The 14,569-nt window shown below is 41.6% G+C and carries 11 protein-coding genes; 6 read left to right on the top strand and 5 right to left on the bottom strand.

Annotated elements, in window-relative coordinates:
• The first annotated feature begins 42 nt into the window (after nt 1-42).
• From pdxA to miaA, 4 genes are all read left to right on the top strand, one after another.
• On the top strand, nt 43-1,098 hold the full coding sequence (gene pdxA, locus AAH582_RS22265) for a 4-hydroxythreonine-4-phosphate dehydrogenase PdxA (RefSeq protein WP_046671618.1): 1,056 nt from the start codon (nt 43-45) through the stop codon (nt 1,096-1,098).
• Nucleotides 1,099-1,268: 170 nt separating this feature from the next.
• Nucleotides 1,269-2,702, top strand: a complete 1,434-nt coding sequence (locus tag AAH582_RS22260) for a CCA tRNA nucleotidyltransferase (protein WP_343320659.1) — start codon at nt 1,269-1,271, stop codon at nt 2,700-2,702.
• Nucleotides 2,703-2,747: 45 nt separating this feature from the next.
• Nucleotides 2,748-3,341 (top strand): IS1096 element passenger TnpR family protein, encoded by a 594-nt coding sequence (locus AAH582_RS22255; protein ID WP_343320658.1) that lies wholly within the window; start codon nt 2,748-2,750, stop codon nt 3,339-3,341.
• Nucleotides 3,341-4,309 carry a tRNA (adenosine(37)-N6)-dimethylallyltransferase MiaA gene (gene miaA, locus AAH582_RS22250; protein ID WP_231585171.1) on the top strand — a complete coding sequence of 323 codons (969 nt, stop codon included), beginning with the start codon at nt 3,341-3,343 and terminating at the stop codon, nt 4,307-4,309. The genes AAH582_RS22255 and miaA overlap by 1 nt, the downstream gene beginning before the upstream one ends.
• 179 nt (nt 4,310-4,488) lie before the next feature.
• On the opposite strand, the gene AAH582_RS22245 is transcribed toward miaA, so the two are convergent.
• Nucleotides 4,489-5,559 (bottom strand): branched-chain amino acid aminotransferase, encoded by a 1,071-nt coding sequence (locus AAH582_RS22245; protein WP_046672808.1) that lies wholly within the window; start codon nt 5,557-5,559, stop codon nt 4,489-4,491.
• Nucleotides 5,560-5,884: 325 nt separating this feature from the next.
• Between AAH582_RS22245 and AAH582_RS22240 the strand changes: the two genes are divergently transcribed.
• Complete coding sequence (locus AAH582_RS22240; protein ID WP_156167568.1) at nt 5,885-6,043, top strand: hypothetical protein; 159 nt, start codon at nt 5,885-5,887, stop codon at nt 6,041-6,043.
• 191 nt (nt 6,044-6,234) lie between these two features.
• On the opposite strand, the gene AAH582_RS22235 is transcribed toward AAH582_RS22240, so the two are convergent.
• From AAH582_RS22235 to recJ, 3 genes are all read right to left on the bottom strand, one after another.
• Nucleotides 6,235-7,749 (bottom strand): GH3 auxin-responsive promoter family protein, encoded by a 1,515-nt coding sequence (locus AAH582_RS22235; RefSeq protein ID WP_286752640.1) that lies wholly within the window; start codon nt 7,747-7,749, stop codon nt 6,235-6,237.
• A gap of 22 nt (nt 7,750-7,771) precedes the next feature.
• Nucleotides 7,772-8,506 (bottom strand): LPS export ABC transporter ATP-binding protein, encoded by a 735-nt coding sequence (lptB, locus tag AAH582_RS22230; protein ID WP_028072074.1) that lies wholly within the window; start codon nt 8,504-8,506, stop codon nt 7,772-7,774.
• A 154-nt stretch (nt 8,507-8,660) separates the two neighbouring features.
• Nucleotides 8,661-10,361: a single-stranded-DNA-specific exonuclease RecJ gene (gene recJ / locus AAH582_RS22225; RefSeq protein ID WP_343320657.1), complete on the bottom strand. Its 1,701-nt coding sequence runs from the start codon at nt 10,359-10,361 to the stop codon at nt 8,661-8,663.
• Between the two features lie 114 nt (nt 10,362-10,475).
• Between recJ and AAH582_RS22220 the strand changes: the two genes are divergently transcribed.
• Nucleotides 10,476-11,258 carry an MBL fold metallo-hydrolase gene (locus AAH582_RS22220; protein WP_343320656.1) on the top strand — a complete coding sequence of 261 codons (783 nt, stop codon included), beginning with the start codon at nt 10,476-10,478 and terminating at the stop codon, nt 11,256-11,258.
• Nucleotides 11,259-11,358: 100 nt separating this feature from the next.
• Here AAH582_RS22220 and AAH582_RS22215 read toward each other — a convergent pair whose 3' ends face one another.
• Complete coding sequence (locus AAH582_RS22215; protein ID WP_343320655.1) at nt 11,359-14,556, bottom strand: glycoside hydrolase family 2 TIM barrel-domain containing protein; 3,198 nt, start codon at nt 14,554-14,556, stop codon at nt 11,359-11,361.
• Nucleotides 14,557-14,569 lie beyond the last annotated feature (13 nt).

The following is a 14,569-nucleotide window of genomic DNA, read 5'->3' as shown; positions in this document are numbered from 1 at the left end:
AAGAAAAAAATCCCTATTTTTGAATCAAAGCATTTAAACAGAATGAGCGATAAATTAAAAATCGGAATTACCGTAGGCGATATTAACGGCATTGGACTTGAAGTTATCATTAAATCTTTGGTAGATCAGCGGATGTGTGATTTCTTTACGCCGGTGGTTTACGGAAATACAAAGGTTGCTTCTTTTCATCGTAAAGCGATCGGAGTAAATGATTTTAGTTTTAACGTGATCAATGATGCTGAGCAGGCGCATTCCAAAAGAGCAAATATGATCAATTGCTGGCAGGAAGACGTGAAGATTTCGTTGGGTGAAGAAAATGAGATCGGCGGTAAATATGCTTTCCTTTCGTTGCAGAAGGCTGTTGAAGACTTGAAAGCCGGCAAGATTGATGCTTTAGTAACTGCCCCAATCAATAAGCATAATATTCAACAGGAGGGATTTCAATTTCCGGGCCATACCGAATACCTGCAGGCCAAAGTAGAGGCTGATGATGTATTGATGTTTATGGTTTGTGACGAATTACGTATCGGTGTGGTAACAGGTCATATTCCGCTGCATGAGGTTGCGGCGAATATTACCGAAGAAGCAATTCTTAAAAAGCTAGCCCTGATGAATGATTCGTTGAAGAAAGATTTTTGGATTGAAAAACCTAAGATCGCAGTCTTGGGGCTTAATCCACACGCTGGCGATCATGGGATTATTGGTACCGAAGATGATCAGATCATTAGACCTACAGTAGAGAAAGCAAATGAGCAGGGGATCTTCTGCTTTGGTCCATATCCTGCCGATGGATTCTTCGCAAAAGGTGCTTATGAGAAATTCGATGCGGTACTCGCGATGTACCATGACCAGGGTTTAATTCCTTTTAAACATATTGCCAAAGGTGCCGGTGTAAACTTTACGGCTGGTCTACCTATCGTACGTACATCGCCTGATCATGGTACAGGCTATGATATTGCTGGAAAAAACTTAGCTTCTGAAAGCTCTTTTATCGAGGCTATTTTCTCGGCTTTACATATTGTAAAACGCCGCCGCGAACAGGCCGAATTGCTTAAAAATCCACTTGCTTTCCGTAAGTTATCCAAAGATAGAGACTAAGTTGCAGTCTTACTTTTTTTAGGGACAAGGATAAAGAGGGTTGATTTAATCTGTAAGCTCGCCGTTTACAGTGTCAACGTCTTTGATCCTTGTTCAATTGTCTCTAATTCCAATACAAAAAAAATTGTTACTTTTGCAAACTGTTTGGTTTTTTACCTGCTGTTCTAACTATGTACGATAATTTACAACATCCAATATTTTCAATCATTAAGGAACTCGCCGAGACAACAAATACAGAATGTTATGTCATCGGGGGGTATGTTCGCGACTATATTATGAAGCGCCCTTTTAAGAATGATGTGGATATTGTGGTCGTCGGCAGCGGCATTGAATTTGCGACTTTACTGGGTGATAGGCTACATACTAAAGTTGCTGTCTACAAAAATTTTGGTACAGCCATGCTGGTTTATGAAGGACTCAATGTGGAGTTCGTCGGTGCCCGAAGGGAATCCTATCGTGCTAACTCGCGTAAGCCTATTGTGGAAGACGGTACCTTAACCGATGATCAAAATCGGCGTGACTTTACGATCAACGCGATGGCGTTTTCATTGAATAAAGCAGATTATGGTACTTTAGTGGATCCATTTAACGGAGTTCAAGATCTCGAACAGCGTATTATCCGAACTCCTCTAGATCCGATAGAAACGTTTTCCGATGATCCACTGCGTATGATGCGGGCTATCCGCTTTGCGACACAGCTCAATTTTAAAATCGCGATTGATGCGATCAAAGCGATTAGTGATACCAAAGAGCGAATAAAGATTATCTCCAAAGAACGTATTATCGATGAAATCAATAAGATTATTCTCTCACCCAAACCGTCAGTTGGTTTTAAATATCTTTTTGATACTGGTCTCCTGGAATTGATATTTCCGGCCATGTATAATTTGCACGGGGTTGATGTCATTGATGGCAAAGGCCATAAAGATAATTTCTACCACACGCTGGAGGTGCTGGATAATGTATGTGAATTGTCTGAAGACCTTTGGTTACGATGGGCCGCGATTATGCATGATATTGCCAAACCGGCAACAAAGCGTTTCGATAAAAAGCTCGGCTGGACCTTTCATGGGCACGAAGATCGTGGTGCCCGTATGGTACCAAAGCTTTTTGCTGAATTGAAGTTGCCGCTCCATGAGAAAATGAAATTTGTGCAGAAGCTGGTGCAATTGCATCTTCGGCCTATTGTCTTGGCGCAGGATATCGTAACGGATTCTGCCGTACGCCGTCTTTTGTTTGAAGCAGGTGATGATATTGAAGCCCTGATGATGTTATGCCATGCTGATGTTACCACAAAAAATGAGTTTAAAAAGAAAAAATATCGTCAGAATTTTGAACTTGTCAAACAGAAATTGAAGGATGTCGAAGAACGGGACAAGGTTCGGAACTGGCAGCCGCCGATCAGTGGAGAGGATATCATGATCCTATTTGGCTTAGCGCCAGGGCGTACTGTAGGGCAGCTGAAAAATTTGATTCGCGAGGCTATTTTGGAGGGCGATATTCCAAATTCCAGAGTCGAGGCTTATCAATTCTTGGTGAAAAAAGCAGGGGAAATGAACCTGACGATCAAACAAGAAATCCCATTGGAAATTTCCAATTCTTAAAATATAGTATTAATTTTAGAGGGTTAAAAGAAGAAAATAGCAGAGATGGCAATTTATAGATTTAGAGTTACTTTTGAGGATTATGAAGATGTATATCGTGAGATCGACATGCCTTCTAAAAGTACATTTATAGACCTACATGAGGAAATCCATAAATCTACAGGTTATGCTGCAGATGCATCTTCCTCGTTCTATGTGAGCAATGATCAGTGGAAAAAAGGAACAGAGATTGCATTCAAGCCTACACAACGTAAAAAAGATGCTGAGGTATTGTTGATGGAGAATATCCGTTTAAGTAAGTTTATCGATGATCCACATCAGAAATTTTACTACGTTTACAATTTTGATCGCCCTTATGATTTCCAGGTTGAACTGATCAAAATCTTGAAAGAAGAGGATGGGAAGGAATACCCGGCGCTGTTTAAGTCCATCGGCCAGGTTCCTAAAACCATGACTGCGGCTAATTTTCCGGTCTCAGATGCTGTTGAAGAGGACGATTACGTGGAGGAAGACGATACGCAATATGGCGTCGATGACGAAGACGAACTGGATGGCTTCGACAATGATGGTGATGATGAGGAAGAGGGTGAAGAAGGTGAGGAGCGTGAAGAATCCAACGGCTACGAAGACGAATATTAATGAAGAAGACTTTTACAGGTTCTTTTCGGCCTGTGAAGTACTATATTATGGCAAATAAAAAAACATTGATAGCCATTGTGGGGCCAACTGCCGTTGGTAAGACTACAATGGCTATTTCATTGGCACAATATTTTAATACGGCGATCATTTCTGCTGATTCCCGTCAGTTCTATCGGGAAATGTCTATTGGTACAGCAAAACCAAATCCAGAGGAACTTGCTGCTGCCCCCCATTATTTCATTGATTCACACTCCATCACGCAGGAATATTCTGCAGGAGATTTTGAACGTGAAGCTCTATTGAAACTGGAAGAACTATTTCAATTGCATGACGTCGTCATTATGGTAGGTGGATCGGGCCTGTTTGTACGGGCCCTGTGCGAAGGATTGGATGATCTGCCCAAGGCGGGGGATGAAGTGCGCGAGCGACTTAATCATGAACTTGCAGTATTGGGATTGGAGGCCTTAAAAGACCGATTGAAAAGAATTGATCCTGCATATTTTGAAACGGCAGACATCGATAATCCACAACGTGTCGTCAGGGCGCTTGAAGTTTTTGAGGCGACAGGTAAACCGATGTCATTTTACCATAAGAAAGATGTCGAGAAAAGACCTTTTGATATTCTTACCATTGGCTTGAATATGGATCGGGCAAAGTTGTATGAAAGGATCAATTTACGTGTCGATCTGATGATGAAAAATGGCTTGCTGGACGAAGTAAAAGCTTTACTTCCTTTCAGAACGAAGCCTGCATTGCTCACTGTTGGTTATGCCGAGTTGTTTGATTATCTTGATGGCAAGCAGTCTTTGGCGGAAGCGACCGAAAAAATCAAACAAAATTCGCGACGTTATGCCAAGCGACAGATTACATGGTTTAAAAAATATGGTTATACGCATTGGTTTCAATCCCAGGAAACTGCCGCTATCATTGATTTTATTCAAAAGGAGCTGAGGGGAGAACATTCCTAAGGATCTGATAGGAGAGAACTTGGGGTTATCGGCGAAAATTCAAATGAAGCATCGCAGATTCAAATCAAGCATATGGCCTGTGTTTCAAAACATACCTATCGTATACAGGCAATTTAAATAGATGAAATAAAAAAGCCTTTGTTATGAATAACAAAGGCTTTTTTATTTCATCTTGGAAATTACTTCACTAAATAGTTCCATCCGAATGGATCTTCTACTTTACCATAACGCAAGTCGTTGAGGTAATTCAAGACACGATTTGAAAACTCGCGGCCCTCTACTGGCGGCAAGTGATAATCTTGTCCTTCAAAACCAATACGGCTGATATCCGTAATTGTGGCTGCAGTACCAGCTGCAAAAGCTTCCGTTACTGTACCGGCTTTAATACCGTCGATGAGTTCTTGAATAGATACCTTTCTCTGCTCGGCTTTGTAACCCCATTTCTCTGCCAATTCCATAATTGTACGGCGTGTTACACCGTGTAAGATTGTATCACCATGTGGTGTGATAATCGTATCTCCAATGCGGAAAATAAGGTTTGCCGTACCTGCTTCTTCAATGTATTTATGTTCAGAAGCATCTGTCCACATAATTTGATCATAACCTTCGTCATTGGCCAATTGTGTTGGGTAAAGCGATAGGGCGTAGTTACCTGCATTTTTAGAAAAACCAACACCACCCTCTGCTGCACGTGTATAGTAGGTCTCCACTTTTAAGCTGATCGCTTTGCTGTAATATGCGCCTACAGGGCCGGTGATAATGATAAATTTGTATGACTTAGAAGGATGTACACCTAATGCCGCTTCTGTTGCGAACATAAAAGGACGGATGTACAATGATGAACCTTCTTTTGCCGGGATCCAGTTACGGTCGATGTCCAATAGTTTGCTTAGGCCATCCATAAAAATCTCCTCTGGCACCTCCGGCATTTGAAGACGTGCGGCAGATTTGTTAAATCTTTCCCAGTTTCTGTCCGGACGGAAGATACTCACTGTTCCATCTGCAAATTTATAAGCTTTGATTCCTTCAAAGATCGCTTGACCATAATGTAAAGCGGACATCGAAGGACTGATACTGATATCTCCATAAGGGACGATGCTGACATCTTTCCATTCACCGTCATCATAGTTTGCGACCAGCATGTGGTCGGATAAAATCTTTCCGAATTTTAGATTGTCGAAATCTACTTGCGAGAGTCTTGAATTTTGAGTTGGCTCTACGCGAATTGAATAGTTCTCTGTCGCGTTCATCTTATTTTTTAATTACTTAGGCTAAGTTAGGAAAAAAATGAAATATAAGTTGCACGTATAACTGTATAATTTACCTGCTTGGCTATGCCTTTTATTTCGGACAGTTGTTCCCTATTTTACTACACTTTTTTTTGAAATGGAAGAATTTCACTTCACATCTCTCGATTAGTCTGTATTAATAATTAAATGTGTTAATTTTTTATTAATTAATACGATCCTTTCATATTATGGCATAAAGTTTGGCTGTAAAGAATGCGGTCCTTTAGATGGGCATTCTGGTCCGCAGTAACGCTATAAAATCACTTATCATAAAAATAAACTTAGTATGGAATTGACGCACAGTCTAAACAAAAGTAACGAAGTAGCAGCAGGCGATAATCGCTCCTTGTTACAGGGTGATGTTGAAGTTCAGAAGAAAGGTATTTCTATGAATTTTATTCTTGGTTTTTTTGTTTTTTTATATAAAACGGCAATTAAACCTTAACAAACCTCCATTATAGTCTAAGCTTTCTTTAGCTTATCAACCAGACGAACTCACAGCAGTTCTTTAAAACAACAAAATTCAGCAATACGAGATTAGCCAAAATAAGGGAATCCAAAAATTTTGGCTAATCTCCAGCCGGAGACCGCGCTATTATTCGGTCTGTATGCCGTATTTTCAGTCAGTACGTGGTATTATTCGGCGAGTATTTTCAGGAGCGGCTCGAGATATTCGCGGCTGTTACTCAATCTTGGAACCTTATTTTGTCCACCTAGCTTACCTCTTGATTTCATCCATTTATAGAATGTATCTTCGGGCGCATTGTGTACAATAGGCGGTCGAAGCGCCATATTCTTAAAACGTTTGGCGTCATAATCCGAATTGATTTCACGGAGTTTAGCATCCAATATTTCACAAAAACGCTTGAAATCATTGGGCTGTTGTTCAAATTCGATCACCCATTCGTGTGCTCCGGCCTCGGCATCTTTAAAATAGACCGGTCCAGCGGTATAATCTCTGATACGTGCCTGTGTCAATTTGCTCGCTTCGGCCAAGGCTTGTTCGGCGTTGTCAACAATAACCTCTTCGCCAAAAGTGTTAATATATTGTTTGGTTCGTCCGGAGATCTGAAAACGATACGGAGACAATGAAGTAAACCTGATGGTATCTCCGATTTTATAACGCCACAAACCCGCATTGGTTGAAATGATCAATGCATAGTTTTTGCCAAGCTCCACCTGATCCAAACGTAAGGTTGACGGATTTTCTTCGTGCATTCGTTCAGTAGGTAAGAATTCGTAATAAATACCATAATCTAGCATGAGCAGAAGATCTTCCGAATCAGATTGATCCTGTAAGCCAAAATATCCTTCTGAGGCATTATAATTCTCGAGATAATACATGTTGTCCGAAGGGATCAATTTTTGGAATTGCTCGCGGTAAGGTTTGAAGCTCACTCCGCCATGTCCATAAAATTCTAGATTTGGCCATACCTCAAGCAAGTTGTCTTTGCCTGTAATCTCCAGAATACGTTTGGCCATAACAATATTCCATGTCGGTACGCCAGCTAAGCTCGTTACATTTTCTTTGAGTGTAATTTGGGCAATCTGCTCAATTTTCTCTTCAAAGTTTGGGTTTAAAGTAACCTCCATATTGGGCGTTCGCTTAAATTCGGCCCAGAAAGGAAGGTTACGGATTAGGATTGAAGAAAGATCCCCGTAATAGGAATCCGGACTGAAATTGTTGATCTGTGAAGAACCGCCAATAACAACAGATTTTCCCGTAAATACGCGGTTTTCGGGTCTATTATGACAATAGATTGTAAGCATATCCTTACCGCCCTGGAAGTGACACTCTTCGAGTGCTTCCTCACTAACGGGAATAAATTTGCTACGATCAGATGTGGTACCCGAGGATTTGGCAAACCATTTGATATCAGAAGGCCACAGGATATTTTGTTCGCCTTTTATCATGCGATCAACGTAACCCTTAATATCATCGTAGTCCTGTATCGGGACACGTTCTTTGAAGATTTCTGGCGTTAATATACTTGTATAGTCGTATTTTTTTCCCCATTCCGTTGCTTCAGCAGTGGCAATTAAACTCTGAAACCATTCTTCCTGTACATCATGTGGGTACTTCATGAAAAGTTCAATCTGGTGAATTCTTTTTTTCATGAACCAAGTAAAAATGGAGTTTAATAAGGCCATAGGGGGAGGGATTCTTTAATCTTTAAAATTTTTTCCTTCTTAATTCAAAATGTCGACCGAGATAGAATTTACGGGCAAGTTCATTATCTGCAATTTCCTCAGGGGTACCCGTCAGCATAATCTTTCCTTCGGTCAGGAGGTAGGCCCTGTCCGTAATAGATAGGGTTTCCTGGACGTTGTGGTCGGTAATTAAGATGCCGATATTACGGGTTTTAAGCTTGGCTACGATCGTTTGAATTTCTTCTACAGCGATCGGGTCAACCCCTGCAAAAGGTTCATCGAGAAGAATAAAGGATGGATTAGCAGCTAATGCTCGCGCAATTTCGGTACGTCGACGCTCACCACCGGACAACAAATCACCTCTGTTTTTACGGACACGGTGTAAGCTGAATTCTGTGAGTAGTTCTTCCAGTTTTGCCAGACGTTCTTCCTTATTCGGATAATGGATTTCTAATACCGCCAGGATGTTGTTTTCTACGGAGAGCTTCCGAAAAACTGATGCTTCCTGAGCGAGATAGCCTATCCCACGTTGCGCGCGTTGGTACATCGCATCCTGCGTAATCTCCTGATCGTCGAGAAATACTTTCCCTTCGTTGGGCTTGATAAGACCAACAATCATATAGAATGAGGTCGTTTTTCCTGCCCCATTAGGGCCCAATAACCCGACAATCTCTCCTTGTTCCACATGAAAGGAAACATTGTTGACAACGGTACGCTGCTTGTATTTTTTTATGAGATGTTCTGCCTTTAAAATCATCTTCGTGGAATGTCTTGTGTTGTATGTATCTGTTCAATAGGACTAATTAAAACCCTCGCCATTCTTTTATGCCTGGTATCTAATCCAGTATGAGGGTTTTATGCCTGACCAAATCTTGTGTAAATATATTTAATATCTTCTTACTAATGCAATACTAATACTTAATCCCTTTGATGTTGAGCTGTAAGTTTCTTTTGTTGCGCCACACATTCTCTTCAATGCTGTAGCAGATGTCGAAACTTTGCCCAGAATTGATATGTGTGATATGCTCTGCCAGTCCAAAACCGATACAGTCAAATGAAGGAGAGTCTTCTTGAACAACCGTCATCTTGAGGTGATTGGTGCCTACAATAAAAGCCTGTCCTACGGCATTTACCTTTTTACTAAGGAAAATAGGGGATTCATTTTGGGGGCCGAAAGGTTCAAACTGCTGGAGAATACGGAAGAACTTGGCGTCGATATCCTTCAACGCTAACTTTGCATCGATCAAAATTTCTTGAGTCAGCATTTCAGGACTGATACGTCGCGATACCACTTCCTCAAAACGATCCTGGAATAGCGTGACATTATCTAAGGACATCGTTAGTCCGGCAGCATATTTATGACCACCAAATTGCTCCAATAGATCGGCGCATTCGCTTAAGGCTTCATACAAGTCAAAGCCCAGTACCGAACGGCAGGAACCTGCAATATGACCATTTGTTTCGGTCAATATAATCGTCGGACGGTAATATTTTTCGGTCAGTCGGGAAGCGACGATACCAATGACCCCCTTGTGCCAGTCGGCTTTATACAATACCGTGGATTTTCGGCTTTTAAGAAGAACATTATCCTCAATCAGTGCAAGCGCTTCTTCTGTTATTTTGAGATCAAAGTCTTTACGTACATTGTTTTGATCGTCTATGCTCGAACTGAAATCTTTGGCTTCCTGTAGCGATTTGGAGATCAAAAGTTTGACGGCGTCCTTGGCATGGTCTATTCTGCCCGCAGCATTAATGCGTGGGCCGATCTGGAACACGATGTCATTAACTGTAAAGATCTTCGTTCGATTGTTTGATAAATCAATCAGTGCCTTTAGTCCGACGCAGGGATTCGTATTGAGTTTGATGAGGCCAAAGTGGCTGAGTATTCTATTTTCACCGGTTATAGGAACAATGTCCGAAGCGATACTCACGGCTACAAGGTCCAAAAACTGGTAGCAGGCGTTGATATCCATACCATTGGTCAGTATAAAAGCCTGAATAATCTTAAAGCCTATTCCACAACCTGAAAGTTCTTTGTAGGGATATTCACAGTCTGCACGCTTGGGATCTAATACGGCATAGGCTTTGGGAAGTTCCTCACCGGGAAGGTGGTGATCGCCAATGATAAAATCAATTCCTTTACTGTTTGCGTAATCGATTTTATCGATTGCCTTGATACCGCAGTCCAATGCAATAATTAAGCTGAAACCATTTGCTTTGGCATAATCAATACCCTGTGTGGAGATTCCATAGCCTTCGGCATAGCGGTCTGGAATATAAAACTCCAGTTGGCTATGAAATTCCCTGAAAAAACTATAAACAACGGCAACAGCTGTTGTACCATCTACATCATAGTCTCCATAGATGAGTATTTTTTCTTTGTTGCCAATGGCTTGGATGATCCGGGTGATGGCTTTTTCCATGTCCCGCATCAAAAATGGATCGTGCAAATCCGATAATTGAGGCCTAAAAAACTGCTTTGATTCGTCAAAAGTCTCCACTCCTCTGCTCACGAGCAACTCTGCCAATACAGTGTTGATGTTTAATTCCTCGCGCAGTTTGTTGGTTATTTTGACATCAGTTTTAGATTTTAGTACCCACCTTTTTTGCATATCTTTGCACAATATTTTAAGTGTAAATATACGTTTTAAGGCTGGACTTACCTAATTCCTAAACCCGGTATTGATCCGCTGTTGCTTAACGTGCATATTCCCAATGTTTTAAATATGGTGCAGGCTTATTCTTTATATGAAGGTTCTTTTTCCGTAGATAAGAGTAGAAAATTTATTCCCTTTGACCCCCTGATAGATGACCCTAAGGACCGACCCGGTGCGATGTTTATCCATGTCCATCCCTTCTTGATCCAAACGAATGCCGGACTTGTGCTCTGTGATACCGGTCTTGGCTATGCCGATGATAGTGGCGTGCTACAACTGCATCATAATATCCGTAAGGCTGGCTTTGAACCGGAAGATGTAAAATATGTACTGATGTCTCATCTTCATAAGGATCATGCTGGAGGGATGGTCACATTTGAAAACGGAATGGGACGCATCGCATTTCCCGAAGCCGAATATATTGTTCAGCGTGGCGAATGGGAAGATGCCTATTCAGGTATCTCCAGTTCGTACAGGACCGAGATTTTTGATGTGATTCAACGCAGTGGAAATTTAGTTCTGGTGGAAGGTGAAGGAAGAATAAATGCAGAAATCAGCTATGCGCTCAATGGAGGACATACAGCGCATCATCAGGCATTTCATATTCAAACAGGCGATCAGCACTATTTCTTTGGTGGAGATGTATTACCTGAGCCCGAAGAAATTTTCCATAATTATGTCGCCAAATATGATTTTGATGGTCGGCGCTCCAAAGCGTTGCGTCAGGAGTATTGGGCTGAAGGTGCAGCAGCAGGCTGGATTTTTTTATTTTACCATTCAAAAAATATCACCATTGGCCGTAGTCAGCTCCGGGAAGATGGAAGCTATAAACTGATTGATGCGAAGTCGTAGCTTTTATAGGCTTGATCAATCATGGAATCGTGAAAAAAAGGGTCGGCCTAAACTATAGCAAGTTTAGGCCGACCCCTTTTATTCGAAACTGTAGTATACACTAATCTACATTTATTTCGATAGCTGTAATCGTTAGGTTTGTATCATCTGCCAAGTTGACCATAAAGATCTGGTCATCGAGATCTTCCCTAAAGAACTGTACTTCGATCCATTGTCCATCGGGTTTTGTGATATCAAAAGTTGATTTTCGGCCTTCGATATCCAAATTCACCGTTCCACTCTTTTTGTTAAGGGATTGGATCCGAAATCTGAGTTTTCCGATCACAACGCGATCACTTGAGAAAGAGAACTTATTTTTTCCAATTTCTTTGTAGTGAAAGTAGGCAGGCATCCGAATATTTCGTCCCTGTACTATCGCTGTAATATTTGCTTTTGACGTATTTTCTGAAGGCTGAAACTGTGTCGTTAGCCAGGATTCTGAAATAAGGTTTTTGGGGATAAACTTGTCGCTTTCCATATACAGGAGAATGCTATTAAGTAATTGTTGTGCTGCTGGACGATTTGCGAGATCATTGGTGAGGTCATACCCGGAAATGATCAGTTTCCCTTTCCCTACTTGTGCTTCAAGTAAGGTGGCAATTTTCAAGCTCGCATGAAAGTCATTTACAGGTTGGACTAAAGGGTGTAATTGCGCCATGCTATCACGTAAGATAATCCCATGTCCATTGTTACAGATGTCGCGCCAATTCCAGTTTAGATAATCATCTGTTGGGAAATGTGCAAACAAAGGGTGCTTGTTATCAATGATTGCGCCGAGTGTTTTGGACCCCTTTCCTGGGAAGAATAAGGTCGACCAAAATACGGGTTTAAACGAAGCGTAATCTTGACCACCATCTTTGGGGTGATCGGCAATTAACAATACTTTTTCAGCATTTTTCAGGTGAGTCAAAGCTTCCGCAGCATCACGAGTGACGATGATGGAAGAAGTTGGAGTAACTTCACTTGGGTAGACCCATATTTCCCAGGTGTTTTTGAAGTTGTGGTCCAAGGTTTCGCCACAGAACGTATATTTTCCCGCCTCCCAGTCGGAACCGATCTGGATTTGTCCTTGGCCAATGTCAACCGGTGTAGCGAGTTGAAGTTTTTGGGTGGCAAGTTTACCTTGTGCTTTCATGGTATTATTTGGTCCGATAAGTTGCCAGTGGATTCCTTCCTTGGTAATTTCTGGAACGCTGTTGTTGATTTTAAAGGTAAACTTTAGGGGATCTCCGGGTTTATAAATCCTTTTGTTCAATTCGGCCAGTACGACAAGTTTATTACTATGCTGTCTGAAGGCTGAAGGTGTTGTAATGCCTTTACTATCATAAAAAGCATCTAGCCATCCAACAAGAGCTTCACCTTGGCCGGTGTAGTCATTCATCTGAAGGAGGTTGAACCCGGCGCTATATTTTGAACGAAATTGTCGTTCTATTTCAGACTTATACAAAAGTTGTTGGAAGGCTCCTGAGGCTTTGTGAAATAAGCTGTCTTGTTGAACAGTATGATTTTTTATCGCCAGCTGACGCGCTTTTTCCAGATTGACAAAGCGAAATGGTGTGTTGGCATATTTGTCGATTTCAGACCATAGCGGATAAACCGGGTATTGTCCAAGCTCATGGGCAATGATCGGCACTTTCGTATACACATAGGCGCTGTCATAATTTGTTATGAGCGAAAAGTCGTCGTTGTTCACCACCTGACCATGCCCGGGTACAATATGACTATCTTGAAAATCGTCGTTCGGTAATACCGCTCTGGCCGTTGTAGCAGCGTATAGGCGTCTGGGGTCATCGTTTTTGAATGTATGGATCCACTGATTAACTTTTTCTTTATTGATGTTGTCCATTTCATTGCCAAATGCAAAGAAAGCAAATGAAGGGTGGTTGCCAAATTGGGCAAGCAGTCGTTTTGTTTCCTGGTAGACGAAGGTATCGAGTGATCTGTCTGAATTTCCTAAACCCTGGGGAATACCGGTCGTTGCACTGATGGGACGTAGATCTTTTTTCGCATTGACTGAGGTCATCCAGATAAGTTCCGTCATAATGTATATACCAAGTTCATCGGCTGCTTGAAATGCCGCCTCTGGAGGAGTACTCGAATGAAAGCGCACCTGATTGAGGCCATAGTCCTTATATTTTTGAAATATTTTACGCCATGTTTCCACATCCATTGGCGGATGTCCTGTGACTGGATATCCTAATGCTTCTTGGTTTCCTCGGATAAATTCAGGAAGACCATTGATAAGAATTTTGTACGGAGTGGTACCTATTTCTCGGTTACCATAACCTATCCGACCTGAGTATTGCTCTTGTCCATCAACAAACATGTTGAGCTCCGCATAATATAAGTTGGGATGTTGTGAGCTCCACAATTCAAATTCCTTTGGAATAACAGTAAATGCTGTTGACGTGGAATCTTTTCCCAATTGTCGATCGAAATGAAATGTATTCACAAGCTTATTGTCTTGATTCCATATACGGATTTCAAAAGCTGCTTTTTGGGTTTTTGCTGTAGGGTTGGCGATTTCACATTGAAGTGTTAACGACTTTTTCTTCAGATCGGAGAACAGCCGAACGCGGTCAAAGTAGACCTTGGGTTTTCGAACCAGTTTGATTTCACCGATAATTCCATTCCAGATACTTTCTGTTTGTTCGGTATAGTTATGCCCTTTGTCACCAATAGGGTGGATCATACGGTTGTCGACACAGATACTGATGAGGTGTTTTCCAGGACTAAGTTGACCAAGATTATGACGATGCGCAGTGACCAATCCATCCGCTGGGGCAGTGGCTTCTACGCCGTCAACCCATACGCGACTTTGCCATTTAACGCGCTCAAGATAGAGTTCACTCGTGTAGTGCTCGAAACTTTTGGGGATGTCGACCAATTTTTGAAACCAGATCTTGCCAATATACTTATGTTTTCGCTGTAGATAATTGATCCAGGGGGATTGATCCGCTATGCCTATACCAATTAGATCGCTTGTATTGGGCAATGTGGTCTCGTTGTCCATAGCAGGCTCAAAATGGTATTGAACTCCGGGCTCTTTAACAAAGTTAATATTCCCGAGATACTGATCTTGGAGGTTCCCCAGGTACCACTTTTTTAATAGACCTTCATCGGCAATATCGGTTGCGTAGTACCATTTTCCAGCCAATGAAAGTTCCTGCGATTTGATGTTTTGAGCTGATAAAAAAAATGGAGCAAATAATAATGGTATTGCCGCCAGCAGTGTAAGAGAAAATGATCTGGAATTCATCTGGTGATATGCG

Origin of the sequence: Sphingobacterium multivorum, from assembly GCF_039511225.1 — a bacterium.
Taxonomy (GTDB): Bacteria; Bacteroidota; Bacteroidia; order Sphingobacteriales; family Sphingobacteriaceae; genus Sphingobacterium.
This window is presented reverse-complemented; position numbering and strand designations above follow the sequence as displayed.